The sequence below is a fragment of the Pseudomonas sp. UF-293 genome (assembly GCF_058245595.1).
The window spans coordinates 251,721-276,090 of the sequence record NZ_JBSICA010000002.1 but is presented as its reverse complement, the minus strand read 5'-3'; the positions used below and the strand labels follow the sequence as shown (position 1 = coordinate 276,090).

Here is a 24,370-nt window from a genome sequence, read left to right as displayed (position 1 = left end):
TTACTTCCTTGTAATCACAGAGCGTGAAAGATAATCACTGAGATACTTGAGCATCTCAGGTGCTTCGCGTAATGACGACAGACCAAGACCTACACTACCGTGCCCTCCAGCGAAGTCGAAGTTATCCAGATTGACCATGCAGAAGAAATTCAGCTTGCCGAAATCCAGATTCTCCAATTCAGCCCTACCAAAACTTGCCAGCTTTTTGTCAGTCAGTTGCTCTTCGGAAGCCGGGCGAATCAAGCCGTCACACTTGATCAGCCGAGGGGTTCCGTCTCGCCGCGGCCAACCTGCAATGACAAAATTTCGTACGGATGACACATTTTTGAAGTGCGGTGGCGGAGCGTTAAGCCAAACTTCCAGCCCCGGATAATTCTTTAGTTTCACAATCAACTCATCCGGCCAGTTGACGTGCCGATAACCCCGCTCATGGGGTTCGGTGGTTTCTTTTCTGGTAAAAAGTCCGGCGTTCAATTTATAGAGCCGCCAACTTTTGGGGATCGACTCTGTGCGCTGATCCTGGTACCGGTGCAGCCCCGTCCCGGTCCACCAGAAAAGCCCCTTCAGAGCAATCGCCAGACACGCTTTCTTGTTCACCATCTCAGGCATGCCAACGTAAAACTCAGGGACCAGCGTCTTATCCACATAGGCGCCGCCTAATATCGGCACTTGCTTCATGCTCGCCAGCTTGTTCTGACAAGCTTTCTCGTCTGCCTGGTGAATAGCCGCCGACTCGGCGGATTGCTCTTTGCGGATATAAAATTCAGCTACGCAATAACAGACATAAACAAACAGACCATACTTCAATAACCTTTTAAACCACTTGATCGCCTGCTTACGCGACTTCCTGGACATTTCAAACCTCCCGCTCAAACTGCGGAACGGTTGGTATGTCGCCATGCCCGGACATTGCCCTTTCAAAAATCTCAAAGTACTGGGTCACCCCGGCTTTCACACTGAACCGACCTGCCGTTAACTTCGCAGCCCTGGCAAGAAATTCGTACTCGCCAGACGATTTCAAAACCTTGCTTACACTTCTGGCAATTCCTTGATGGTCAAAGAAATCCACCAATATGCCATTAGCCCCCTCGACAATGACTTCCCTTACCGGAGCCGTATCCGACGCAACAACCACACAACCAGACGCCATCGCCTCCAGTAACGACCACGACAAGACAAACGGATACGTCAAATAGACATGAACTTTCGAACACTGCAGAACCGCTCGATAAGTCTGGTAGGGAAGTTTCCCTGTGAAATGTACGCTGGAGTGATCGAAGCTGACCTCCGCCTCCATCCTGCTGCGCCAATCTGGATACCCGACCGGCTTACTCCCATAACTGACACCATCACCGCCAACCACGATGATCTGCGCATCGGGGCACTCAGCCTGAATAAGCGGGATCGCTCGCATGAAACTGTGAAAGCCGCGATAAGGCTCAAGGTTCCTGGCGACATAGGTAACGATCGGCTGTCCGGCGCTCAGCTCGATTCCATTGGGCAATCTGACTGCTCCCACTTTCGCCAGGTCAGCACGTTGAATCACACCTTCGTGAATGACCCGAATCGCCGACCGGTAAGCGCCCGGAAACAGGCTGCGCTGCCACTGCGTAGGCGCGATTGCGATATCACATTGTTGAAGATTCAACAGATGCAGCGAGTTGAGCACTCGCAGCCGTGACGACTCCCTCGTGGCTCGGCGGAATTCAGGGTCGAACCCGCAGTCGGCGCCCTGCGCTCGATAGTAATACTCGCAATAGTGAATCAGCGGCGTATCCGGATAGACGTCCTTGACGAACAGCGTTTCTCCCCATCCGGGATGAGCCAGAATTACGTCCGGCCGATAACCCGATCGGTTCAGCCTGCTCAGAATTTCAAAAACCTTCTGCCCGTCAATGACCGCTTGTTCGTAGCGGATCAGATAGGGGTGAATATTGCCGGGCGCTCGGCTGATCGCTCGATATCGATGGGTGTTCACCCCGACGACACCCGGCGCCGTGTCCCGGCCTATCGCGACAACCTCATCACCGCGATCCAGCGCCGCCAGCACCACATGACGGAACTGACCGGGACAATTTTGATGAATAACCAGAAGCTTCATAGCGCTGAACGTCCATTTTTCGCCGCTATGAAGCTGAGAATTTCTCGCCTCGTTCGGCATCCACGAACGCTAACAAATGCGACGAAATGAAACTGTAGGACGCTTCCGGGAATGTCTTAGGAGATGGCAAACGTAACCACTTTTGGCCGGGCAAAAAAAGCGGCGCTTGATGCGCCGCTTGTTCGTTGCAGTGATTTACCAGCGATTGCCACGGCCGTTGTAGTCACGGCGACCGCTATGGCGGTCATAGTTGCCGCGACCCCGGTGGTCGTTGTCCCAGCCGCCGCGACGGTGGCCGTCCCAGCGTCCGCGATCATTGCCGTGCCAGCGACGGCTTTCATAGTAACGCGGGGCCGGTTGATAGTGCCGGGGCGCCTGGTAATAACGCGGTTGCTGGTAGTAACGCGGCGCTGGCTGGTAGTAGCGCGGCTGGGTGTAATAGGTGCCGCCGCTGCGGTAATAGGAGCCGCCACCGCTGTAATAGGCCGGTGCGGGTGATGTGTAGACCTCTGACCTGTAGTAGCTGTCTCCATAGGAATAAGGAACGCATCCGCCAAGGGAAAAAAGCATCACGGCAAGCAGTACGATTCGGCGATACATGGCGGCCTCCTGGACCGCGGGTTGGCCACACCAGCGACGCTGGCAGGCGACCGTCATCAATTGAGTGACTGTCGAAGAATCAGACAGCGGTTTCGGAATCTGGTGCGTTCCTGCAACAAGTTGAAACAAGTGATCATGAAATCTCGTTCATCTGCAAATCAGCGACCAGTGAACCGTAAAAGCGCTGCATGACGGTGCAACCGCGCACCACCAAGATGCGCTATCGATCACCACGCCCACCTCGACTCTCCAGCAGATCCCCGCGCCAGAGGCCTCGCCCCGACTTGGCACGTCTCTCGCTTTAGCAAACCCGTGCAGGAGTCATCACAGGTTCGCGGCACCACAATTTGCAATGGCTGACTAGGGTTCCGGCTCGCAATCGCGAGTGGCTGGTCCGAGAGTTGGCGACCTCCAGTTGAGGTTACACGGCGGGACAAAAGCCCGGGAGACAAGCCACCGTTCGCGGTGCCGCGTTGCCTTCCTGTCCGCCCTCGATCAACTGGAGAATCCGCAATGATCCGACTACGTTTCCCCGCCTTGCTCGCCGCCGCGTTCGCCGCGCTCATCAGCACGCAATCTTCCGCTGCCCAGAAAGACCACTTCAGCGTGTGCTGGACGATCTACGCCGGCTGGATGCCATGGGAATACGCCGGCAGCCAGGGCATCGTCGACAAATGGGCGAAGAAATACGGGATCAAGATCGACGTCGTGCAGCTCAACGACTACGTCGAATCGATCAACCAGTACACCGCCGGCCAGTTCGACGGCTGCACCATGACCAACATGGATGCGCTGACCATTCCTGCTGCCGGCGGCGTCGACAGCACCGCGCTGATCGTCAGCGATTTCTCCAACGGCAACGACGGCATTGTGCTCAAAGGCGAAGGTAAAAAAGTCGCCGATCTGAAAGGCATGGACGTCAATCTGGTCGAGCTGTCGGTCTCTCACTACCTGCTGGCTCGCGCGCTGGATTCGGTGGACCTGACCGAGAAAGACCTGAAAGTGGTCAACACCTCCGACGCCGATATTTCTGCTGCCTTCAACACTGATGAAGTCAAAGCAGTGACCACCTGGAACCCGATGCTCTCGGATATCAAGGCCAAACCCGGCGTCACCGAAGTGTTCAATTCCAGCCAGGTCCCCGGCGAGATCATGGACATGATGGTGGTCAACAGCGCCACCCTCAAAGACAACCCGGCACTGGGCAAAGCGCTGACCGGGGCGTGGTTCGAAGTCGTCGCCTTGATGAACGCGAAAACCGCCGCGAGCAAAGCCGCACTGGAACATATGGCCAAGGCCTCGGGTACTGATCTCGCCGGCTTCCAGGCGCAACTGGACACCACAAAACTGTTCGCCACGCCGAGCGAAGCGCTGAATTTCGCCACCAGCAAACAACTGCCGGACACCATGCGCAAGGTCGCCGAATTCTCCTTCGAGCATGGCCTGCTCGGCGAAGGCGCGAAGGATCCGAGCGCGGTCGGCATGTCGTTCGCCAACGGCGTGACCAGCGGCGACACCGCCAACCTCAAGCTGCGTTTCGATCCGACCTACGTGCAGATGGCCGCCGACGCCAAGCTGTAAGCCACGGAGGATTTGGCCATGCGCCTGATCAATCGCCACCCCGATCGCCCGAGTCGCCTGTTGCTGGTGATCCTGCCGTTCGCGCTGGTGCTGTTCGCCTACTTCACAGGCTCGGCCGAGCGCCTGACGGACAACCCCAACGACAAACTACTGCCCAGTGCCGTGCAGATGAGCGACGCGGTAAAACGCCTGGCCTTCAACGCCGACAGCCGCACCGGTGAGTACCTGTTGTGGCAAGACACCGCGTCGAGTCTGCGGCGCTTGGCCATCGGCCTCGGCATCGCGGCGCTGGCGGGTCTTTGCCTCGGTATCGCGGCGGGCACCCTGCCGCTCTTCGGCGCGCCGTTGTCGCCGCTGCTGACGGTGCTATCGATGGTGCCGCCGCTGGCGATCCTGCCGATTCTGTTCATCGTCTTCGGTCTGGGCGAGTTGACGAAAGTCATGCTGATTGTTATCGGCATCACCCCGGCGCTGGCCCGCGATCTGGAACAGCGTGCCCGCGACATTCCGGTCGAACTGCTGATCAAGGCGCAGACCCTCGGCGCCTCGACCTGGACGCTGATGCTGCGCGTGGTCTTGCCGCAGCTGTTGCCACGCTTGCTGATCTCGCTGCGTTTGATGCTCGGTTCGGCGTGGCTGTTCCTGATTGCCGCCGAAGCGATCGCCTCCACCGATGGCCTCGGCTACCGGATCTTTCTGGTGCGGCGCTACCTGGCCATGGATGTGATCCTGCCCTACGTGGTGTGGATCACCCTGCTCGCCTGGCTGATGGACTGGGGCTTGAAACAGCTGACCCAGCGCGCCTTCCCTTGGTACGAGGGGGCGGCGAAATGAGCTTCATCACAGTAAAAAACGTCTGGCAGCAATACGCCGATCAAGTGGTGCTGGAAGGCTTGAACCTGAGCGTCAACGAAGGCGAGTTCTGCACGCTGGTCGGCGCCTCCGGTTGCGGCAAATCGACCTTCCTGCGCCTGCTGCTCGGCCAGGAAACCGCCAGTCGCGGGGAGATTCTGCTCGACGGCCAGCCCTTGGCCAGCGAGCCGGATGCCAGCCGTGGCGTGGTCTTTCAACGCTACTCGGTGTTCCCGCACCTGAGCGTGCTCGACAACGTCGCTCTCGGTCTCGAATTGCCGCGCGCGCCCTTGCTTGGCCGGCTGTTTGGCGGCGCCAAACGCGAGGCGCGCGAGCAGGCTGCTGCGCTGCTGACAAAAGTCGGCCTCGGCCATGCGCTGGACAAATACCCGGCGCAGCTGTCCGGCGGCATGCAGCAACGCTTGGCTATCGCCCAGGCGCTGATCATGAAGCCACGCGTGTTGTTGCTCGACGAGCCGTTCGGCGCGCTCGATCCGGGTATTCGCAAAGACATGCACGCGCTGCTGCTGGAGCTGTGGCGCGAGACGCAACTGACGGTGTTCATGGTCACTCACGACCTGTCCGAAGGTTTCAGCCTTGGCACGCGTCTGCTGGTGTTCGACAAGGTGCGCCTCGACCCGCACGCCCCCGGCGCCTATGGCGCACGCATCACCTACGACATCCCGTTGAACAGCGACCGCCGCGCCCAGCGCGCCGCCGTCGAGGCCCTGCCGCTGCCGCTGGCGGGCACCCTTCGCACTGCTTGAGAGGACTGCTCCAATGACTGATTCAAACCAACTCTTCCCACCCTTCGCTGAAGAACTGCTGCCGGGCGGCGGCCACCGCTCCTTCGTGCTCAAGCGCGGCCAACTACTGCGCATGACCGACTTGCGCGGCGGTGCCAATGTCAGCCTGACCTTGCTCAATGCCAACGAAAAAACCGAGCGGCTGAACCTGCCCGACAGCCTCAAATGCCAGCACACTGCCAAGCTCACCGCCGGCCACTGCCTGTACTCGGACATGGGCCGCGTACTCGCCGCGATCACCGCCGACACCTGCGGTTGGAGCGACAGCCTCGGCGGTGTGCTTTGCGCACAGGAAGTCGCCGAAAAGTACGGTCAGGGCCGCTACCAGGAACTGCGCAACGGCTTCTTTCGCAATGGCACCGACAACCTGCTGGTGGAACTCGGCAAGTGGGGCCTGGGCCTGTCCGATCTGCTGATGACCCTGAATCTGTTCAGTCGCGTGAACGTCGATGAGGCCGGGCGTTTCCACTTCGTCGAAGGCAACTCGAAGGCCGGTGACTACATCGAGTTGTATGCGCCGATGGACACCCTGGTGGTGCTCACCGCCCTGCAACATCCGATGGACCCGTCACCCGAATACGCCCCGAAACCCTTGAAGCTGAGCTGGATGAACGCCGACGCCAGCGTCGCCGAACACTGCCGCACTTCGCGCCCGGAAAACGAGCGCGGCTTCATCAACACCGACCGTTTGTTCGCCTGAGGATCGCAGCCATGTCACTCGCAATCGCCACTTCGCACAAGCAAGCCGACAGCGCGATTTACCGCGCGACCATTCCCGCCGGCGAGCCCTGGCTGATGGAGGTCAAGGCCGGGCAGACCCTGCGCATCCTCGATCTGGAAGGCAATCAGGCGGTCGACACCTTGTTCTACAGCCTCGCCAACCCCAAGGAACGCTACGACGTGCAACGCACCTTGCGCCGGCAGAACAGCGTCTACCTGAGCACCGGCAGTGTGCTGTATTCCAACCTCGGCCAGCCGATGCTGACCATCGTTGCCGACACCTGCGGGCGCCACGACACCCTCGGCGGCGCCTGTGCGCAAGAGAGCAATACCGTGCGCTACGCCCTGGAAAAACGCTACATGCACAGCTGCCGCGACAACTACCTGCGCGCCTGTGCCCACGACGGTCGTCTGGGCAAAAGCGACATCGGGCCGAACATCAATTTCTTCATGAACGTGCCGGTAACGGCGGATGGCGGGCTGACTTTCGAGGACGGTATTTCCGCGCCGGGCAAGTACGTAGATTTGCGCGCGGAGATGGACGTTATTGTGCTGATTTCCAACTGCCCGCAGTTGAACAACCCGTGCAACGCCTACAACCCGACCCCGGCGGAGTTGCTGGTATGGAACTGACCATCAGCCGCTTACGTCGTTGGTTTTTTGCCCTGTGCCAGGCACGTTCCGGGCAGTGCCTGAAATCCACCAGACAACACTGAACCCTGTGGGAGCGAGCCTGCTCGCGAATGCGCCGTGTCATTCAGCATTGATGTGGCTGATCCACCGCCTTCGCGAGCAGGCTCGCTCCCACAGGGGGGTTGTGGTGGGTTTGAGTGAAGTGTGTTTTTTCCATCCGGGACGGCCCGGATGTCTGTCGAAAAACAGCGGGACGGCCCGCTCCCCCTTCAGGGGTTATGCCATGTTCGAAAAAATCCTGATCGCCAACCGTGGCGCGATTGCCTGTCGCATCCTGCGCACGATCAACGTGCTGAAGGCCCAAGGCGTCGCCGTGTATTCCGAAGCCGATGCCGCCAGCCTGCACATCTCCCAGGCCGCTGAAGCGTACAGCCTAGGCGAAGGCGCGGCGTCCGCGACCTATCTGGCGGTCGACAAAATCCTCGCTATTGCCAAACAAAGCGGAGCGACGGCGATTCATCCCGGCTACGGATTTCTCTCTGAGAACGCAGCGTTCGCCGAAGCCTGCGAAGCGCAGGGTATCGCCTTCATCGGGCCGACGGCGGAGCAATTGCGGGTGTTCGGCCTCAAGCACACTGCTCGCGCGTTGGCCAGACAGCACGGCGTACCCATGCTCGAAGGCACCGATCTGCTCGACAGCCTCGATTGCGCGCTGAGCGCCGCCGAAGAGGTCGGCTACCCGGTGATGCTGAAAAGCACCGCTGGCGGCGGTGGCATCGGTATGCGCGTGTGCCGCAGCGCCAGTGAATTGAGCGAGTCGTTCGAAGCCGTGAAACGCCTCGGCCAGAACAACTTCAGCGATGCCGGGGTGTTCATCGAAAAGTACATCGAACGCGCGCGGCATCTGGAAGTGCAGGTATTCGGCGACGGCGGCGGTGAAGTCATCGCTCTCGGCGTGCGCGACTGTTCGGTGCAGCGGCGCAACCAGAAAGTCCTCGAAGAAACCCCGGCGCCGAATCTGCCCGAAGGTATGGCCGATGAGCTGTGCGCAGCGGCGATCAAACTGGCGCAAGCAGTGAATTACCGCAGTGCCGGCACCGTCGAATTCGTCTTCGACAGCGAGGCCCAGCGTTTTTATTTCCTTGAAGTGAACACGCGGTTGCAGGTCGAGCACGGCGTCACCGAACAGGTGTGGGATGTGGATCTGGTGCGCTGGATGATCGAACTGGCCGCTGGTGATCTGCCACCGTTGCGCGAGTTGTATCAGGGTCTGGAACCGCAGGGCCATGCAATTCAGGCACGTCTGTACGCGGAAGATCCGGGGCGTGATTTCCAGCCGAGCCCCGGCCTGCTGACCCCTGTGCAATTCCCGCCAGCCAACGGCGCTGAGTTGCGCATCGACACCTGGGTCGAGGCCGGTGTGGAAATCCCGCCGTATTTCGATCCGATGATTGCCAAGCTCATCGCTTGGGCGCCGAGTCGCGAGCAGGCTCGCGCCCAATTGCATCAGGCGCTGGGCGATAGCCTGCTGTATGGCGTAGAAACCAACCGCGACTACCTGCGGCAGGTTCTGCTCGATACTCCATTCGCCAGCGGTCAGCCGTGGACCCGTTGCCTGGAAAATCTGCTCTATCGCGCCAACACTTTCGAAGTGCTCAGCGCCGGCACGCAGACCAGCGTGCAGGACTATCCCGGCCGCCTCGGTTACTGGGCGGTCGGCGTGCCACCCTCCGGGCCTATGGACAGCCGAGCGCTGCGTTTGGGCAATCGTCTGCTCGGCAATGAACAAGGCGCCGCCGCGCTGGAAATCACCATGAGCGGGCCGATCCTGCGTTTCAATTGTGATGCCGTGGTCGCGGTCACTGGCGCGCCGATTGTCCTGACGCTTGACGCTGAACCGGTGCCGATGAACACCGCGCTGCTGATTCCGGCCGGCGCGACATTGCAGTTGGGCAGTATCAGTGGCGCCGGCGCGCGCAGTTATCTGTGCCTGCGCGGCGGCGTGCAGGTGCCGGATTATCTGGGCAGCAAAAGTACCTTCACCCTCGGCCAGTTCGGCGGCCATGGCGGTCGCGCGTTGAGGGCCGGGGATGTCTTGCATGTGCCGGCATTGACCGAGCGCAGCGCCGGCCAGCAACTGGCCGAACAGCACATCACTGCGCTGCCGAGCGTGCGCCAGATCCGGGTGATCTATGGCCCGCACGGCGCGCCGGAATACTTCAGCGAAAACTACATCGCCACGTTCTTCACGACCCAGTGGGAAGTGCACTTCAACTCCAGCCGCACCGGCGTGCGCCTGATCGGGCCGAAGCCTGAGTGGGTGCGTGAGGATGGCGGTGAAGCGGGTCTGCATCCGTCGAACATTCATGACAATCCGTATGCGATTGGCGCGGTGGATTTCACTGGCGACATGCCGGTGATCCTCGGCCCGGATGGCCCGAGCCTGGGTGGGTTTGTCTGCCCGGTGACGGTGATCGAAGCGGATCTGTGGCAGCTGGGGCAGCTCAAGGCGGGCGATAAGATTCAGTTCATTCCCGTCGACCTCGGCACCGCCCGCGATCTCGCCCTGAAATGGGATCTCCCCTGTGGGAGCGAGCCTGCTCGCGAAAGCGTCGGCCCGGACAAATCGCTATTGACTGACACGGCCTCTTCGCGAGCAGGCTCGCTCCCACAGGGTTTGATGTCGCCTGTGGTGTTGGCGTTGGGTCAAGGCGATCAGCGACTGGTTGCACGGGTTTCTGGCGACACTCATTTACTGCTGGAAATCGGCGAGCCCGAGCTTGATCTGGTCCTGCGCTTTCGCGCCCACGCGCTGATGCAGGCGCTGGAAAGCCAAGCCCTGCAAGGCGTGATCGACCTCACCCCGGGCATTCGCTCGCTGCAAGTGCACTACCAGCCGGAGCAACTGCCGCTGGCCGATCTGCTCGGCATCGTCGCTGGCGAATGGGACGCGGTGTGCGCCGCCAAGGACTTGCAGGTGCCGTCGCGCATCGTGCACTTGCCGCTGTCGTGGGACGACCCGGCGTGCCAGTTGGCGATCGAGAAATACATGACCACCGTGCGCAAGGACGCGCCGTGGTGCCCGAGCAATCTGGAGTTCATCCGGCGCATCAACGACCTGCCGAACCTCGACGAAGTGCAGCGCACGGTGTTCGATGCGAGCTATCTGGTGATGGGCCTTGGCGACGTTTACCTCGGCGCACCGGTGGCCACGCCGCTCGACCCGCGTCATCGTCTGGTGACCACCAAGTACAACCCGGCACGCACCTGGACCGCCGAGAATTCGGTGGGCATCGGTGGCGCCTACCTGTGCGTGTACGGCATGGAAGGCCCGGGCGGTTATCAGTTTGTCGGGCGCACCCTGCAGATGTGGAACCGCTATCGCGAAGTCGCCGCGTTCGACGGCAAACCGTGGCTGCTGCGCTTCTTCGATCAGATCCGTTTCTACCCGGTCAGCGCCGAAGAACTGCTGCGCATCCGCCGCGATTTCCCCCTGGGGCGCTTCGATCTGAACATCGAACACAGCCAGCTCAACCTCGCCGACTATCAGGCATTTCTCAGTCAGGAAGCCGAGGGCATCAGCGCTTTCCGTGCGCAGCAACACGGCGCGTTCAAGGCTGAACGCGAGCGCTGGATCGCCAGCGGCCAGGCGCATTTCGACAGCGAAGAAGCCGTGCCTGATGCCAGCGAAGAAGCACCGCTGCAAAGCGGTGAACACAGCGTCGACAGCCACATCGCCGGCAATCTCTGGCAGGTGCAGGTCGCGGCCGGCCAGCGCGTCGCGGCGGGCGATGTGCTGGTGATTCTCGAGTCGATGAAGATGGAAATCCCTGTGCTCGCGCCGCTGGCCGGCGTGGTGCGAGAGATCCGCGTGCAACCCGGTTCGGCGGTGCGCGCCGGACAACGGGTGGTGGTGCTGGAACTCGACTGAAGCCATTTTTTATAAGGATCAACCGATGAATCTGCAACTCGATGCTCTGCGCCAGGCCTATCGCAATGGCGACACCACACCGCGCCAACTGCTGCTGCAATTGCGCGAAAAAGCCGCTGCGCTGAATCCCGACTATCACTTGTTCATTCACTTGCTCAGCGTCGATGAACTGGAGCCGTACCTGGCCGCCCTCGACAGTCGTGACCTCGACAGTTTGCCGCTGTATGGCGTGCCATTCGCGATCAAAGACAACATCGATCTGGCCGGCATTCCCACCACCGCTGCGTGCCCGGCGTTTGCCTATGTGCCGCAACAGTCGGCGACCATCGTCGAGCAGCTATTGGCGCTAGGGGCGATTCCGCTGGGCAAGACCAATCTTGATCAGTTTGCCACCGGTCTCAATGGCAGCCGCTCGCCTTATGGTGCGTGCCCGAACAGCGTTCTGCCCGAATATCCGTCCGGGGGTTCCAGCGCGGGTTCATCCTTGGCAGTAGCGTTGGGTGTGGCCAGTTTCGCGTTAGGCACCGACACCGCCGGCTCGGGGCGGGTGCCGGCGGCGTTGAACAATCTGGTCGGTCTGAAGGCGAGCAAGGGCCTGATTTCCACCGCTGGCGTGCTGCCCGCGTGCCGCACGCTGGATTGCGTGACCACTTTCACCGCCACTGCGCGCGAGGCCAGCCAGTTGTTGGCGTTGACAGCCAAACATGATCCTCGCGATGAATACAGCCGACGCAACCCGGCATGGAACGACGGCTCGGCATTCGGCGCGCCACGGCCGTTTCGCTTCGGCGTGCCACGGGCGCAGGACCTTGAATTTTTCGGCTGCAACGAGGGACCACAGTTGTTCGCAGCGGCCATTGAACGGCTCAAGGCTTTGGGGGGCGAGGCAGTCGAATTCGATCTGTCGCCGTTTCTCGAAGCAGCGCGTCTGCTCTACGACGGGCCGTGGGTCGCCGAGCGTTACAGCGTCGCCGGTGAGCTGATGGAGCAGAACCCCGAAGCAGTGCTGCCAGTGATCCGAGCGGTGCTGGCCAAGGCTCCGGCAGTGACCGGCGTGCAGACCTTTCGCGCGCAATATCGATTGCAGGCGCTGAAGGCCCTCTGCGACGAGGCCCTGGAAAATCTCGACTGCGTACTGACACCGACCATCGGCCGTCCAGTGACCCTGGCCGAGCTTGAGGCCGAGCCGGTGCTGCGCAATTCTGAACTCGGCTATTACACCAATTTCATGAACCTGCTCGACTACGCCGCCGTCGCCGTGCCGACCGCGTTCATGAGCAACGGTTTGCCGTGGGGCGTGACGCTGTTCGGGCGGGTGTTTACCGATCAATATCTGTTGAGCGTGGCCGATGCCTTGCAGCGCCAACAAGACAGCACCCTGCCAGCTTCGACGAACGCTGCGCGCAATGACCGCGCTCGATTGGTGGTCTGTGGTGCGCATCTGCAAGGGCTGGCGCTGAACTGGCAACTGACCCAGCGCGGCGGGCGCTGGCTGGAAACCACGTTCAGCTCGCCGGACTATCGATTGCACGCCCTCGCTGGCGGCCCGCCAGTTCGGCCGGGGATGGTGCGGGTCAAAGACGGCGGCGTGGCGATTGCCGTAGAGGTGTGGGAATTGCCGAGCAGCGAATTGGGCTCGTTTCTGACCGGAATTCCGGCGCCGCTGGGTTTGGGCAAGGTGCAACTGGCGGATGGGCGCTGGGAGAGCGGGTTTATTTGCGAAGCGTATGGGCTGGAGGGTGCGGTGGATATCAGCCATTTGGGGGGATGGCGGGCATACCTCAAAACCCTGGCCTGAATCTGTCGCCCTGTGGGAGCGAGCCTGCTCGCGAATGCGGTATGTCATTCAACATTGATGTGGCTGACTCACCGCCTTCGCGAGCAGGCTCGCTCCCACAGGTTCTGGCGCACCACTCCCGAATAAAAGAACGACCATTCACGCCGCACAGGGAGCAGTTATTTGCGCGCAGTGCCACTAGAATGCATCCCATCGGGCCACTGCCAACGGATCTGCCATGCCGCTTCGTTCTCCCTTGTACTCGCAACGTTCACTGGTGCTCACCCTCGTCGCCCTGCTTGGCGCAGGCTTCCTCGCCACCTCGCTGTTGAGCTATTTCGCCTCCCGCGCGTCGATCCGCGACAACATCGTCAACACCGAACTGCCGCTGACGTCCGACACGGTCTATTCGGAAATCCAGAAAGACCTGGTCCGGCCGATCCTGATTTCCTCGATGATGTCCCGTGACACGTTCATGCGCGACTGGGTGGTCAATGGCGAGCAGAATCCCGAGCAGATGACCCGTTACCTCGATGAGGTCATGACCCATTACGGCGCCTACACGGCGTTTTTCGTCTCCAATGCCACGCTCACCTACTACCACGCCAAAGGCGTGCTCAAGCAGGTCAAGGTCGATGAGCCGCGCGACACCTGGTACTTCCGCGTGCGCGACATGCAGGACCCGTACGAGATCAACGTCGACCCGGATCTGGCCAACAAGGACAACCTGACGTTCTTCATCAACTACAAGGTCTACGACTACCACAACCGCTTCATCGGGGCGGCGGGCGTGGGCCTGACCGTGGACGCAGTGATCAAGCTGATCGACAAGTATCAACAGCGCTATCAGCGCAGCGTGTACTTCGTCGACACCTTCGGCCGCCTCGTATTGACCGGTGCCGAGGGTGGCCCGGAAGGCGCGCACATCGGCCAGAGCCTTGGCGAACTGGAAAGCATGAAAAGTCTGGTCAGCCAGTTGCCCAAGCCACACAGCGGCAGCTACGAATATTCCACCCACGGCCAGGGGCATTTTCTCAACGTGCGGTTTATCCCCGAGCTGAACTGGTACCTGTTCGTCGATAAACGCGAGGACGGCGCGCTGAGTGAGATCCGCCAATCGCTGTATCTCAATCTGCTGATCTGCCTGCTGGTGACGTTGATCGTGCTGGCGCTGCTCAATCGGGTGATCAAACGCTTCCAGGCAAAAATTCAGGCGCACGCCACCCTCGACAGCCTCACCGAACTGCCGAACCGACGCGGCTTCGACATTCTCGCCGCGCAAGCGCTGCACGAGGCCCAACGGGAAACCAAGCCGCTGACCGCGTTGTTGCTCGACCTCGACCACTTCAAAGCGTTGAACGACACTTACGGCCACATGGCCGGCGATCAGGTGTTGATCGGTTTCGCCCGCGACCTGCAAAGTTGCCTGCGTCACGCCGATATCGTCTGCCGCTGGGGCGGTGAAGAGTTCATCGTTCTGTTGAAAGACACCGACGGCGAGACCGGGCAGAAAATCGCCGAGAAAATCCGTCAACACGTCGAGCAACACGAATATGCCTACGACGGCCACAGCCTGCATCTGACCGTGAGCATCGGCGCCACCACCGTGCAACGCGATGACACCTTGCACACTCTGCTGTCGCGGGCCGATCATGCGATGTACCGCGCCAAGCAATCCGGGCGCAACCGCACCTGCATGGAAATGCCGCACTCGACTTATGCCTGATCTCGACGTCAAACCCGACCACTGCCCGGCCTGCGGTGCCCGCAACGATTGCAGCCTCGCCGACCCGCGCACCGCCGACCGCGAATGCTGGTGCTACGGCGTGAGCATCGACCCGGCGGTGCTCGACGCGCTGCCAGCCGAGTTGCGCAATCAAGCCTGCCTGTGCCCGCGTTGCGCGCAGGTTGAAACGCAACTGCAAGCAGCCCGGCGGCCGATCCCGTAAGATGCGCGCCCCTTTGTCTGTTGAATCCTGAGCATGCGCGTCGACCGTTTCCTCAGCAATCTGCCTCGTTACAACCGCCAGCAGGTGCGCCTGTTGCTGGTGGAAAAGCGCGTGCGGATTGACGGAGAAGTCGTCAGCGACCCGCACAGTGAGGTGCTGGAATTCAGCCGGGTCGAAGTCGACGATGAGGTGCTGCAAAGCGGCAAACCGGCGCGCTATTTCATGCTGCACAAACCGCCGGGCTGCGTCAGCGCCACCCGCGATCCGCAGCATGCGACCGTGCTCGACCTGCTCGACGAACCGCACAAGGACGATCTGCACATCGCCGGGCGTCTGGATTTCAACACCACCGGGCTGCTGCTGATCACCAATGACGGCGCCTGGTCGCGGCGCCTGACGCAGCCGCAAACCAAACTGGCGAAGGTCTATTACGTCGAAACCGAACAGGACATCGACCCGAGCTACGCGCTGAAATTTGCCGAGGGCATCTACTTCGCCTTCGAAGATCTGACCACGCAACCGGCACAGCTTGAGCTGCTCGGCCCACGCTCGGCGCGGCTGAGCATCGTTGAAGGCCGCTACCATCAGGTCAAGCGCATGTTTGGCTTTTTCAACAACAAAGTCCTGCGCCTGCACCGCGAATCCATCGGCGAACTGGCTCTCGATCACGCGCTAAAACCGGGCGAGTACCGCGCTTTGCGCACCGAAGAGATTCATTTGTTCTAAGCCGCCGACCGCTCAGCCGAAGTTGTCGAACAATTCGCCGACGGCACTTGCGTGATCCTGAGTCCCCTGCTTGAATCAGGACGTCGGCCGAAATGTGACCGATGAGTCACCACATACTTCCAAGAAACTTTTTGTCGGTCGTCTGCCCTCAAGGGCCGCGCCTCAGCCGGCAATCTGCCCGCCAATAACAACACCCGTCGACCTGCCGTACCGGATCGACATGGGCCAGCAAATTCCAGGCGTATGCCTACCTGTCACAAAGCTCGTGCAATCTCGATTGCGCGCATACCCGCTTGCTTGCCAGGAGTCTTATGACATGAGGCCAGAAATCGCTGTGCTGGATATACAGGGTCAGTATCGGGTTTACACGGAGTTCTATCGCGCAGACGCCGCAGAAAAGACCATCATTCTGGTCAACGGCTCGATGGCCACGACTGCGTCGTTTGCACAGACCGTGAAAAACCTGCATCCGCAATTCAACGTGGTCTGCTACGACCAGCCCTACGCGGGCCGGTCAAAAGCCCACAACCGGCATGAGAAACCTCTGACGAAGGAAGTCGAAGGGCAGATTCTGCTGGAGCTGATCGATCACTTCGCCGCCGAACACGTGCTGTCGTTCTCCTGGGGCGGCGCCGCCACCCTCGTCGCCCTCGCCCAGCAACCGCGGCGCATCGAAAAAGCCGTGATCAGCTCGTTCTCACCGGTGATCAATGCGCACATGCTCGATTATCTCGAGCGTGGTGTCGATTACCTCGGCAGCCGCGACGGCGACCGGGTCGGCCATCTGGTCAACAACACCATCGGCAAACACCTGCCGTCGCTGTTCAAGCGTTTCAACTATCGCCACGTCAGCAGCCTCGCCGAGCATGAATACGGACAGATGCATTTTCATATCAACGACGTGCTGCACAGCGACCGGCAGTGCTATCTGAATGCGGCGAAAAAGATCAACGTGCCGGTGCTGTTTCTGAACGGCGAATGGGACGAATACACCGCCGCCGAGGATGCGCGACTGTTCGGCAACCACGTTGCCCACAGCAGCTTCACCACCCTGCAAGCCACCGGACACTTTCTCGACATGGAGCACAAGGCCGCCTGCCGCGACAGCCAGAACGCCCTGCTCGGCTTTCTGAAACCTGCGCCGCAAGCCAGCCGAACGCGCTACTCGTTTGTGCAGGATCAACATGCCCTGGCCATTTGAAACAGCGTCATCGCGGGCAAGGCTGCAAGCTTGAAGTGCCTTTCACACCGGCGCAGTCCTTGTTCGCGATCGACCGATCTCTGCGTGGCAAAGCCCTCCCAGAGAAAAGAAAACTTCAAATCCGTGGCCGAGTCTGGTACAAAGTCAGCCGCTCTGAGCGGGTATAGTTTAGTGGTAGAACGAAAGCTTCCCAAGCTTTAGATGAGGGTTCGATTCCCTCTACCCGCTCCACCGAATATTGATCTCGCGTTGTGTTGTCTGACGGGGGATGCAGAAATGAAAAACCGGCCTTGATAGCCGGTTTTTTTGTGTCTGGAAGTTGAAGCGTGCTGGCGGTGAAGACTTCCGGAAAATTGCTGATCCCCTCCTCCCCGGATTACTTCTCGAAATCCTGATGCAGCCTCGCCAGTACATTGAAGATCGGCTCCCCGGCTTTATGCGGGACATTCAATCGAGTGAATACCTTGTGCCAGTCGGCGAGCGCAGCGAGAGTACGCTCGATGTATTCCTCGGCCTTGAGGTATTTGTAATCCTTGCAGATCTCCATGATTCGCTTGCGCGTAGGCGTGCCGGGAGTGCGGCCACCGAAGTCAGTGGTGTGCTCGCCCATGGCGTTTGCGAAGGTCAGGTCGTATGCCGGGGACAGCGTCCAGGTTTCTTTCTCGCCTTTTTTTTCAGGATTGTGGCAGAGAAAGGCAAAGTTCTTCGCATGGTCGTCATGGTTGTGAGACAGCGCATTGAAGATCATCAACCTGGCCATCTTTTCCACTTCGACGGAGCTTCTGGTCAACACCTGAGTGAGCTTGAGCAGGTTCGGGTAGTCGATGGATGACAATGCGCGGTAGTCCGCGTACATGAGCGCCGAGACGGTCATCATGTGAATCTTGCGCTCGCCGTCGCGGTCGAAGCGCTTGGTTGCGAAGAAACGCTCAACCTCGCCGCCAGGCATCTGCACATCCAGAAGATTCGATTCAGCCATGGTCACTCCGGCGGCACGAGCCATCTCGGCATAGGCGAGTTCGATGCCGCCGGTTTCAATCGGTTCGTACAATGCCCTGAACTTCACGATCCAATGTGCATAGCCCTCGGGCAGGGCATCGAAGGCCGACATTGCGTGTTTTTTGTCGGCAGACAGCGCCACGATTGCCTTCGGACGTGCGCCCCCCGGTGAGCCACCGGCCAGTCGCAATTTGGTAAGCACCGCAGGGGTCTCACCCTCTTGAACTTCGATTGAAGCTTCGTAGAGTTGGCAAATATCCAAAGGGCCTGTGAGCTCTGTTTTTTCCGCCTTCGGCTGATATTCAAACGCACCCATACTGCGCTCGCCCATATAAGCAAGGCGATCAAGCGCTGTGAGGGTAAGGTGAGTTCCGTCACCGAAGGTGCTGTCGAAATATCGATCCATCAGCAGCATGCCCCAGCCGTCAGGCAGTGAATCGGCGAACGGTCCGTGTAGCCCTTCGAAGAGGCTGGTGTTCCTGGCCAACTGGGGCTTTTCGTCCCAAGCCATTGTCAGCGGCGAAAGATTGTAGCCAGTGGCAAGCCAACCCGGATCGTAAGCGAAGTAAATCCCCCGGCCCGCGACTCTGACCAGCTCACCAACCTTGGCGCCCTCTTTCAAAACATTCAGCGCTTCTGTGTGTTTGAAAGGCTTGATCATCAGCGCATCCCTCTCTTGCGCCTGGCATTCTTCAGCTCATCCAGCGAGCTCGGTTGCTCTGGTTTGAACAGCTTGGTCACAGCGTTGAGTTCATCAAGCGCAGTGGCTATCAGGATCAAAGCCTCCAACGTCACGAGCCCGGTCGCTTCGAATCGCTTGATGGTGGATTCGGAAACCCCCGCCTTTTCTGCGAGCGTCTTGCGGGAAAGGTTTTTGGAGAGCCGCAGGATTTTGGCGTTTTCTCCGACATTTCTGGCGATCTCAGCCGGCGAGTGAAGCAAATGCATGAATGACATGGCAAACCCTTCAAGGCTTAATTGGTCTCTATGGAGCCATTGTAGATCGTTATGCCGGATTACGGATCATTTATGAACCATTGTGAGAAAATTCATATGACCCATACATGCTTTGCAATTCAATGTTGAACGCCCGCTCGCAAAGCACATTCATGATTGCCCCTCCACTCAGTAACGACCAGTATCTCCCATATCGGGAGGAGGTATGGATGCGGATAATTGCAAGAGCGACGCTAAGACAATTTTGGGAAAGCACACCAGCTCATGCTGCCGTCGAGCAAGGCGGCTTCGTGGAGTTTTTTCGAATCGAGGGACCGACCGGGTTGCGTTCTAGAGATGCGCCGACCTGAGAGAACGTGGCGAACTCAAGACTCTTGGAGGCGTCACTCAGCGGGTCGCAACAATGAACAAACGTGGAAACGGCAACAGCACTGAGCCGTCAGCCAAGGCCGGATAAGCCTTGGCAACTTCCGCCAGATACTGCTGCAGATACTGCGCCCGCTCCTCCTCGGTCAACGGGCTCAGAAACGGAATCAAACCACTGCCCTTGAACCACTCAACTACACCCGCAGCCCCATCCCGAAGCTGGTGGTGATAGGTGGTACGCCACACATCGACCCGCGTGCAGTGCGGACGGAGGATCGAGAAATACTCGCTGGCAGTTGCCATGTCAGTACGCTGTCCCGCAGCGCCTGCAAGCTTGCTTGCCCACGGACCGTGCGCGGCGACTTCACGCATCAAGCGGTGGGACGGTTCGTTGAGGTTGTCCGGCATCTGGATCGCCAGGCTGCCACCACCTGAAAGCTTGCTCGCCAAGGCTGGCAGCAACGAAGCGTGATCAGGCACCCATTGCAAAACCGCGTTGGCGAAGATCACATCGAACGGGCCTTCGTCGGCCCACTTGTCGATCTCGGCCACCTCGAACTGCACGTCGGGCAAGCGCTTGCGCGCGGCGGCAATCATGTCCGCCGAACTGTCGAGGCCACTGACGCTCGCATCGGGAAACCGCTGCACCAGCAATTCGGTGGAATTGCCCGGTCCGCAACCAATGTCCACCACCGTCCGGGCCTGCGCCGTGGGTATCGCCGACAACAGATCACGGGCCGGGCGGGTGCGTTCATCTTCGAAAGCGACGTATTGCTTGGCAGACCAACTCATTGCGTTCTCCTGTCGGGGGGTTCTGGCGACTGCGGCACGATACCGCGATCCGCGCGGCACGCCTTCCCTACCAAAGTACTGCGCCAAACTTGTAAAAAGAATTTTCAGCCCAGCGCCGATGTCTGAATTTCAAGCTCCCAAAACAAGGACTCCATCATGAAATTCGCAAAAATTGCCCAAAAACTCGCCCTGTGGGCCGGTAGCCCGAAGACGTTCATGGGGGCGTTGATCCTGATCGGGTTGTGGGGGTTGAGCGGGCCGATTTTTGGTTACAACGACACCTGGCAGCTGATCATCAATACCTCGACGACGATCATCACGTTCCTCATGGTGTTCCTGATTCAGAACACACAGAACCGCGATACCGACATTCTGCACTTGAAACTGGATGAACTGCTGCGAGTGAACAAGGAAGCGCAGAACGCGATGCTCGGGCTGGAGGCGCTGGACTTGAAGCAGCTTGAAGCGCTGCGCCGGCATTACCGCGCGCTGGGTGAAAATCAGGTGTTCGATCTAGAGGGGCTCGGTGACAAGAGCAAGCCTAAGCAGGATTTGAATGAGTGCTGAGCAAGTAAACACACCCTGTGGGAGCGAGCCTGCTCGCGAAGACGGAGGCTCAGTCAAACATCATTGACTGACACACCGCTTTCGCGAGCAGGCTCGCTCCCACAAAGGAAACATCGCATTTCAACTACAGGCTTCGGCCGCGCTGCAACAATAAGGCGAAGTTAGCGACTGGCCTGCAACGCGCGGGCCTTCTCCAGATGGCTTTGCAGCTTCGGCAAAGTCTCATCGGCAAACGCTTTGATTTCCGGCACGTCGGTGGTCTGTGCCTGTTGCTCGATCTGGGTGATGGCCTCTTCGGTCGCCTTGACCTGACTGGCGGCGTAGGCCTGATCAAAAGTCGCGCCGTCCTTCACTTCCGGCATCAACTCTTTGGCCTTGTCAGCGAGCTCTTCGCGAGGTGCGACCGGCAGGTCGAGCTTCTTGGCGATCTTCGCCAAATGCTGGTTGGCTGTGGTGCGGTCGTTGATGACGACGATGGTGTAATCCTTGACCTCTTTGGATTCGGTCTTGCCGTGGGCCAGACGGCTGGCTTCGATGTCGGCCATGCCTTTGGCGGAGGCATCGTTGATAAATTCGGCAGGCGACTGGGCGAACGCAGTGCTGGCGCACAGGCCCAGCAGAGTCGCAAAACTGGCATTACGTAAACGGGTGGCCATCCGGCTCATGGTCGCGCCCTCCTTCGTTGAAAATTCAAGCGGGCCGTGATTCGCCCGCTGCTCAAATAGTCGCGGCGGACAATTGTCCGCCTCAGTTAGGAATGCTTTGGCGTTCAAAGGTTTAGAAAATCTGCCGGGACCGCGACGAACGGTTCGCTCGCCTCAGATGCCCAAGGCCCGATGATTCAGGCGTTTGGCCGCATACATCGCTTGATCGGCATGCCGGAACAGTTGCTGTTCTTCTTCACCGTGTTCAGGAAAACGCGCCACGCCGATGCTCGGTTCGATACGCAGGTCATGGCCGTCGAGGCGCATCGGCTGCGCCAGCACCTGACGGATTTTTCCCGCGACGCTGTCGGCATCTTCGGCGGCATGCACGCTATGCAACAGCACGACAAATTCATCGCCACCGATACGCGCCACGGTGTCGGTTTCACGCACGCAGCCCTTCAGTCGGTTGGCCACGGTTTGCAGGAGCATGTCACCGACAGCATGGCCATGGGTGTCGTTGACCTGTTTGAAGCGATCCAGATCGACATACAGCAGCGCCATGTGTCCGTGCACGGTTCGCGCATGGACCAGCGCAGCCCTGAGCCGATCACGCAGCAGTTCGCGGTTGGGCAGTTGCGTCAGTTGATCGTATTGCGCCATGCGCTTGAGCCGCGCATGCAGTTGCTGTCGTTCGATGGCCGTGGCGACTTGTGCGCAGACGTATTGCAGCAGTTCCTTGTCCTGCTCGGTGTAGCGTTCGCCGCCAGCGAGGCTTTTGACGATCAAGGCGCCGATGGTGCCGTTTTTTGAGCTCAGCGGTACGCCGAGCCAGCAAGGCGCATTCTGCTCCGCCACCAGCGCAGCGAAGTCGGGCGTGGCATCGGCGCTGTCCGGGGTCAGCAACATTGGCTGGCCGCTGCGGATCACTTGCGCGCAAAGCCGTCCGATGACGGAGCCGGGCTGCTCGGGCTGCAGTTCGTGATCGTCGACGTGATAGGGAAAGTTCAGCTGCGCGCAGTGTTCGTCGTACAGCGCCACGGAAAAATTCAGCGCCGGCAGCCACTCGCCAATGAGCAAATGGACGCGTTTGAACAGCGCCAGCAAATCTTCCGCCGCGTGCGCCGCTTCGGAAATCGCGTACAACGCCGCTTGCCGCGACTCAGCCTGCTTGCGGTCGGTGATATCGCGGGCGACGGCGATGCGCAGTTGGTCGACTTCCGACCAGCGCGCCGACCAGGAAATATGCGCGACGCTGCCGTCCTTGCGCAGGTAGCGGTTCTCGAAATTGTGCTTCGGGTCGCCGCCCATTATTTCGCCCGCGGCCGCGAGGGTGCGCTGGCGATCGGCCGGGTGCACCAGCTCGATCATCGAGCGGCCGATCAGTTCGTCAGGCGTGTAGCCGAAAATCCGCTCGCAGGCAGCGCTGACAAAAACGAAACGACCCTGCTTGTCGACCGCGCAAACGGCGTCCAGCAACAGGTCCATGTAGCTCGCCAGCGGCGCAGGGTTGGGGCTTTCCATGGTTCTACGGGGTGTCCGCGCAGTGCAGCGGTTTCAATCGTCCATGATCGTGGATTGCGAGTCTCTGCTCACAGCCTCAGGCCTTGTTCGGCAACAGCCCCGGCAACGCGTGCATCAACGCGTTGATGGCGAAGCCGATAAACATCACGCCGCATAAACGCGTGATGAGCAGCTCATGCCGCTGATACACCATGCGCACTCGCTGTGCGCCGACCACGCCGATGAGGATAGCGTAGGCCAGGGCGCCGCCGATGAAACTCAGGGCGATCAGTGCAGGTAGCATCGACCAGTTGAGCAGTTCGGCGCGGCTCGACAACAGCGCCGTAAAGGTCGCCACCGCCACCGGATAGGCCTTGGGATTGGTCAGGCCGAAGACGATGCCGTGCCAGAACGGCTGCCGCGCCGCCCCCTGCGCCTCGTCGCCGCTGCGGCGCTGGGCACGCACCGCACGCCAGCCGAGCCAGAACAGGTAAACCGCGCTGAGCACGCCGAGTACATCGAACGCGGTGCTACCGATTTCCCGCGCACCGACAATCGCCACCAGCGCGGTGCTGCACCAGATCACATCGCCGAGCAGATGCCCACACAGAAAACCCGCCCCGGCGCGCCGACCATGGGCCGCGCCAATCCCGAACACCGCCAGCACGCCCGGCCCGGGCGTGATCCCGTAGATGAAACCCGAAGCCAGAACGGCCAACAGCAATGATGGAGTCATGAGAAACCTGCAAGCGCCAGAACACGTGGCGGCCAGTCTATATCAGAGGATCACGGCGGATCACTGCGCGTCGTGAAAACGCATGCAGGGGTACGGTTTCTGGCGACATGCGTCTAGCCGCGATTGCAAATCGCCGACATGGACCTCGAGCTTGTGCCCGTCAGGATCGAGAAAGTAGAACGACGCGCCTTCAATAGCCTCTCAGATTTGCGGGCACGAAATATTGCTGTCCGTCATAGCGCAACGTAGTCAGCACCGGCTTTTCGTGGGTGGTCTTCGACTCGCAGGTGTCGGGTGAACCTTCACCGACCAGGCCCGTGGTGACTGAGCGGACAATGATATCGGCGTAACCATGGGAACTGGTTTTGCCCATCTCAAGCGTACGCACCGTCTCCGAGCGCTCTCCGGCGCAATTGCCGTCCCACTCGCCACTGAAGCTGTAGGCGACCAAACGATCCAGCACCGGGCGCAGTTTGTCGCCCTCTTTCACGTAGAGCGACAGCAGGTTTTCATCCAGCGGATTGACGCGCGACGAACCTTTGAAATGGGCGCGTACGCCGAAGGCACGCAGGTCTGGCGTGAGTTTATAACGCGCCGTATCCAGCTCCAGACTCTCCAGCGCGATGGCATCGGAGAGAAACGCCGACCGCTGATGATAGGTCGCCAGCGGGTTGGAGTTGCCGGCCGTGACGACGGCCAGATCCAGATCGTATGAACCCACCCTGCCGTCCTGGCCATAGACCGGATCGGGCACGAACGTCGATAGCGCGGTAATCGTCAGCGACGAATAAGCCGGCCATTCCTTGCACAAAGAAAAGTCCGCTTCGCCACTGACCGCAGGCGGCGTGCAATCGGCCCACGCCTGCCCAGCCATCACCCCCCCGCAGAGCGCTACTGCGCTGATCCAAATGGACTTCATTGTCAATTCC

General features: G+C 60.0%; 22 protein-coding genes, 1 tRNA gene, 1 pseudogene and 1 riboswitch. Of the genes and pseudogenes, 13 read left to right on the top strand and 11 right to left on the bottom strand.

Annotated elements, in window-relative coordinates:
• The 3 genes from AC4IHP_RS03710 to AC4IHP_RS03700 all read right to left on the bottom strand — a co-directional run bounded on the left by AC4IHP_RS03710 (position 1) and on the right by AC4IHP_RS03700 (position 2,701).
• Positions 1-855 (bottom strand): hypothetical protein, encoded by an 855-nt coding sequence (locus AC4IHP_RS03710; RefSeq protein ID WP_490830904.1) that lies wholly within the window; start codon positions 853-855, stop codon positions 1-3.
• A gap of 1 nt (position 856) precedes the next feature.
• Positions 857-2,101 carry a glycosyltransferase family 4 protein gene (locus AC4IHP_RS03705; RefSeq protein ID WP_490830903.1) on the bottom strand — a complete coding sequence of 415 codons (1,245 nt, stop codon included), beginning with the start codon at positions 2,099-2,101 and terminating at the stop codon, positions 857-859.
• Positions 2,102-2,296: 195 nt separating this feature from the next.
• Positions 2,297-2,701 (bottom strand): hypothetical protein, encoded by a 405-nt coding sequence (locus tag AC4IHP_RS03700; RefSeq protein ID WP_039760873.1) that lies wholly within the window; start codon positions 2,699-2,701, stop codon positions 2,297-2,299.
• Between the two features lie 349 nt (positions 2,702-3,050).
• A riboswitch (guanidine-I (ykkC/yxkD leader) is annotated at positions 3,051-3,151 on the top strand.
• Positions 3,152-3,214: 63 nt separating this feature from the next.
• Between AC4IHP_RS03700 and AC4IHP_RS03695 the strand changes: the two genes are divergently transcribed.
• The 12 genes from AC4IHP_RS03695 (at position 3,215) to AC4IHP_RS03640 (ending at position 17,108) form a co-directional block, all read left to right on the top strand.
• Positions 3,215-4,282, top strand: coding sequence for a putative urea ABC transporter substrate-binding protein (locus AC4IHP_RS03695; RefSeq protein WP_490830902.1), 1,068 nt, complete (start codon positions 3,215-3,217; stop codon positions 4,280-4,282).
• A gap of 18 nt (positions 4,283-4,300) precedes the next feature.
• A complete protein-coding gene (locus tag AC4IHP_RS03690; RefSeq protein ID WP_490830901.1) occupies positions 4,301-5,116 on the top strand; it encodes an ABC transporter permease in 816 nt (271 codons plus the stop codon).
• Positions 5,113-5,901, top strand: coding sequence for an ABC transporter ATP-binding protein (locus AC4IHP_RS03685; RefSeq protein ID WP_490830900.1), 789 nt, complete (start codon positions 5,113-5,115; stop codon positions 5,899-5,901). Before AC4IHP_RS03690 ends, AC4IHP_RS03685 begins: the two co-directional genes overlap by 4 nt.
• A 13-nt stretch (positions 5,902-5,914) precedes the next feature.
• Positions 5,915-6,640 carry an urea amidolyase associated protein UAAP1 gene (locus AC4IHP_RS03680; protein WP_490830899.1) on the top strand — a complete coding sequence of 242 codons (726 nt, stop codon included), beginning with the start codon at positions 5,915-5,917 and terminating at the stop codon, positions 6,638-6,640.
• Between the two features lie 11 nt (positions 6,641-6,651).
• A complete protein-coding gene (locus AC4IHP_RS03675; protein ID WP_130910876.1) occupies positions 6,652-7,293 on the top strand; it encodes an urea amidolyase associated protein UAAP2 in 642 nt (213 codons plus the stop codon).
• Positions 7,294-7,576: 283 nt separating this feature from the next.
• Positions 7,577-11,224 carry an urea carboxylase gene (gene uca, locus AC4IHP_RS03670; protein WP_490830898.1) on the top strand — a complete coding sequence of 1,216 codons (3,648 nt, stop codon included), beginning with the start codon at positions 7,577-7,579 and terminating at the stop codon, positions 11,222-11,224.
• Positions 11,225-11,249: 25 nt separating this feature from the next.
• On the top strand, positions 11,250-13,022 hold the full coding sequence (gene atzF, locus AC4IHP_RS03665; RefSeq protein WP_490830897.1) for an allophanate hydrolase: 1,773 nt from the start codon (positions 11,250-11,252) through the stop codon (positions 13,020-13,022).
• A 217-nt stretch (positions 13,023-13,239) separates the two neighbouring features.
• Positions 13,240-14,727 (top strand): sensor domain-containing diguanylate cyclase, encoded by a 1,488-nt coding sequence (locus AC4IHP_RS03660; protein ID WP_490830896.1) that lies wholly within the window; start codon positions 13,240-13,242, stop codon positions 14,725-14,727.
• Positions 14,720-14,950, top strand: a complete 231-nt coding sequence (locus AC4IHP_RS03655) for a cysteine-rich CWC family protein (RefSeq protein ID WP_460124853.1) — start codon at positions 14,720-14,722, stop codon at positions 14,948-14,950. Before AC4IHP_RS03660 ends, AC4IHP_RS03655 begins: the two co-directional genes overlap by 8 nt.
• 33 nt (positions 14,951-14,983) lie before the next feature.
• Positions 14,984-15,676 (top strand): pseudouridine synthase, encoded by a 693-nt coding sequence (locus AC4IHP_RS03650; RefSeq protein WP_490830895.1) that lies wholly within the window; start codon positions 14,984-14,986, stop codon positions 15,674-15,676.
• Between the two features lie 316 nt (positions 15,677-15,992).
• The gene (locus tag AC4IHP_RS03645; protein WP_460124847.1) at positions 15,993-16,877 is read left to right on the top strand and encodes an alpha/beta fold hydrolase; all 885 of its coding nucleotides are present in this window, start codon (positions 15,993-15,995) and stop codon (positions 16,875-16,877) included.
• Between the two features lie 157 nt (positions 16,878-17,034).
• A tRNA-Gly gene (locus tag AC4IHP_RS03640) sits at positions 17,035-17,108 on the top strand.
• A 145-nt stretch (positions 17,109-17,253) separates the two neighbouring features.
• Here AC4IHP_RS03640 and AC4IHP_RS03635 read toward each other — a convergent pair.
• The 3 genes from AC4IHP_RS03635 to tam form a co-directional block, all read right to left on the bottom strand.
• Complete coding sequence (locus AC4IHP_RS03635) at positions 17,254-18,537, bottom strand: type II toxin-antitoxin system HipA family toxin (RefSeq protein WP_490830894.1); 1,284 nt, start codon at positions 18,535-18,537, stop codon at positions 17,254-17,256.
• A complete protein-coding gene (locus AC4IHP_RS03630) occupies positions 18,537-18,833 on the bottom strand; it encodes a helix-turn-helix domain-containing protein (protein WP_110602078.1) in 297 nt (98 codons plus the stop codon). The genes AC4IHP_RS03635 and AC4IHP_RS03630 overlap by 1 nt, the downstream gene beginning before the upstream one ends.
• Positions 18,834-19,220: 387 nt before the next feature.
• Complete coding sequence (gene tam, locus AC4IHP_RS03625) at positions 19,221-20,051, bottom strand: trans-aconitate 2-methyltransferase (RefSeq protein ID WP_490830893.1); 831 nt, start codon at positions 20,049-20,051, stop codon at positions 19,221-19,223.
• 96 nt (positions 20,052-20,147) lie between these two features.
• Here tam and AC4IHP_RS03620 point away from each other — a divergent pair, with 96 nt between their 5' ends.
• A complete protein-coding gene (locus tag AC4IHP_RS03620) occupies positions 20,148-20,558 on the top strand; it encodes a low affinity iron permease family protein (RefSeq protein ID WP_016771301.1) in 411 nt (136 codons plus the stop codon).
• A 161-nt stretch (positions 20,559-20,719) separates the two neighbouring features.
• On the opposite strand, the gene AC4IHP_RS03615 is transcribed toward AC4IHP_RS03620, so the two are convergent.
• From AC4IHP_RS03615 to AC4IHP_RS03595, 5 genes and pseudogenes are all read right to left on the bottom strand, one after another.
• Positions 20,720-21,223, bottom strand: coding sequence for a DUF4142 domain-containing protein (locus tag AC4IHP_RS03615; protein ID WP_122691681.1), 504 nt, complete (start codon positions 21,221-21,223; stop codon positions 20,720-20,722).
• Between the two features lie 153 nt (positions 21,224-21,376).
• Positions 21,377-22,726 (bottom strand): sensor domain-containing protein, encoded by a 1,350-nt coding sequence (locus AC4IHP_RS03610; protein ID WP_490830892.1) that lies wholly within the window; start codon positions 22,724-22,726, stop codon positions 21,377-21,379.
• A 76-nt stretch (positions 22,727-22,802) separates the two neighbouring features.
• Complete coding sequence (locus AC4IHP_RS03605) at positions 22,803-23,441, bottom strand: LysE family translocator (protein ID WP_490830891.1); 639 nt, start codon at positions 23,439-23,441, stop codon at positions 22,803-22,805.
• 60 nt (positions 23,442-23,501) lie between these two features.
• Positions 23,502-23,633: pseudogene (locus tag AC4IHP_RS03600) on the bottom strand (glutathione transferase); the annotation flags it as partial.
• Entirely contained in the window at positions 23,632-24,366 is a 735-nt protein-coding gene (locus AC4IHP_RS03595; protein WP_490830890.1) for a PA3715 family protein, read from the bottom strand. The pseudogene AC4IHP_RS03600 and the gene AC4IHP_RS03595, both read right to left, overlap by 2 nt.
• Positions 24,367-24,370 lie beyond the last annotated feature (4 nt).

What these genes read in the sequence shown, in the direction of transcription:
- AC4IHP_RS03615 (WP_122691681.1), bottom strand. Translation starts at nt 21,223, where the DNA reads ATGAGCCGGATGGCCACCCGTTTACGTAATGCCAGTTTTGCGACTCTG.
- AC4IHP_RS03695 (WP_490830902.1), top strand. Translation starts at nt 3,215, where the DNA reads ATGATCCGACTACGTTTCCCCGCCTTGCTCGCCGCCGCGTTCGCCGCG.
- AC4IHP_RS03630 (WP_110602078.1), bottom strand. Translation starts at nt 18,833, where the DNA reads ATGTCATTCATGCATTTGCTTCACTCGCCGGCTGAGATCGCCAGAAAT.
- AC4IHP_RS03620 (WP_016771301.1), top strand. Translation starts at nt 20,148, where the DNA reads ATGAAATTCGCAAAAATTGCCCAAAAACTCGCCCTGTGGGCCGGTAGC.
- AC4IHP_RS03685 (WP_490830900.1), top strand. Translation starts at nt 5,113, where the DNA reads ATGAGCTTCATCACAGTAAAAAACGTCTGGCAGCAATACGCCGATCAA.
- AC4IHP_RS03710 (WP_490830904.1), bottom strand. Translation starts at nt 855, where the DNA reads ATGTCCAGGAAGTCGCGTAAGCAGGCGATCAAGTGGTTTAAAAGGTTA.
- uca (WP_490830898.1), top strand. Translation starts at nt 7,577, where the DNA reads ATGTTCGAAAAAATCCTGATCGCCAACCGTGGCGCGATTGCCTGTCGC.
- atzF (WP_490830897.1), top strand. Translation starts at nt 11,250, where the DNA reads ATGAATCTGCAACTCGATGCTCTGCGCCAGGCCTATCGCAATGGCGAC.
- AC4IHP_RS03660 (WP_490830896.1), top strand. Translation starts at nt 13,240, where the DNA reads ATGCCGCTTCGTTCTCCCTTGTACTCGCAACGTTCACTGGTGCTCACC.
- AC4IHP_RS03675 (WP_130910876.1), top strand. Translation starts at nt 6,652, where the DNA reads ATGTCACTCGCAATCGCCACTTCGCACAAGCAAGCCGACAGCGCGATT.
- AC4IHP_RS03690 (WP_490830901.1), top strand. Translation starts at nt 4,301, where the DNA reads ATGCGCCTGATCAATCGCCACCCCGATCGCCCGAGTCGCCTGTTGCTG.
- AC4IHP_RS03655 (WP_460124853.1), top strand. Translation starts at nt 14,720, where the DNA reads ATGCCTGATCTCGACGTCAAACCCGACCACTGCCCGGCCTGCGGTGCC.
- AC4IHP_RS03605 (WP_490830891.1), bottom strand. Translation starts at nt 23,441, where the DNA reads ATGACTCCATCATTGCTGTTGGCCGTTCTGGCTTCGGGTTTCATCTAC.
- AC4IHP_RS03650 (WP_490830895.1), top strand. Translation starts at nt 14,984, where the DNA reads ATGCGCGTCGACCGTTTCCTCAGCAATCTGCCTCGTTACAACCGCCAG.
- AC4IHP_RS03610 (WP_490830892.1), bottom strand. Translation starts at nt 22,726, where the DNA reads ATGGAAAGCCCCAACCCTGCGCCGCTGGCGAGCTACATGGACCTGTTG.
- AC4IHP_RS03635 (WP_490830894.1), bottom strand. Translation starts at nt 18,537, where the DNA reads ATGATCAAGCCTTTCAAACACACAGAAGCGCTGAATGTTTTGAAAGAG.
- AC4IHP_RS03680 (WP_490830899.1), top strand. Translation starts at nt 5,915, where the DNA reads ATGACTGATTCAAACCAACTCTTCCCACCCTTCGCTGAAGAACTGCTG.
- AC4IHP_RS03700 (WP_039760873.1), bottom strand. Translation starts at nt 2,701, where the DNA reads ATGTATCGCCGAATCGTACTGCTTGCCGTGATGCTTTTTTCCCTTGGC.
- AC4IHP_RS03705 (WP_490830903.1), bottom strand. Translation starts at nt 2,101, where the DNA reads ATGAAGCTTCTGGTTATTCATCAAAATTGTCCCGGTCAGTTCCGTCAT.
- AC4IHP_RS03645 (WP_460124847.1), top strand. Translation starts at nt 15,993, where the DNA reads ATGAGGCCAGAAATCGCTGTGCTGGATATACAGGGTCAGTATCGGGTT.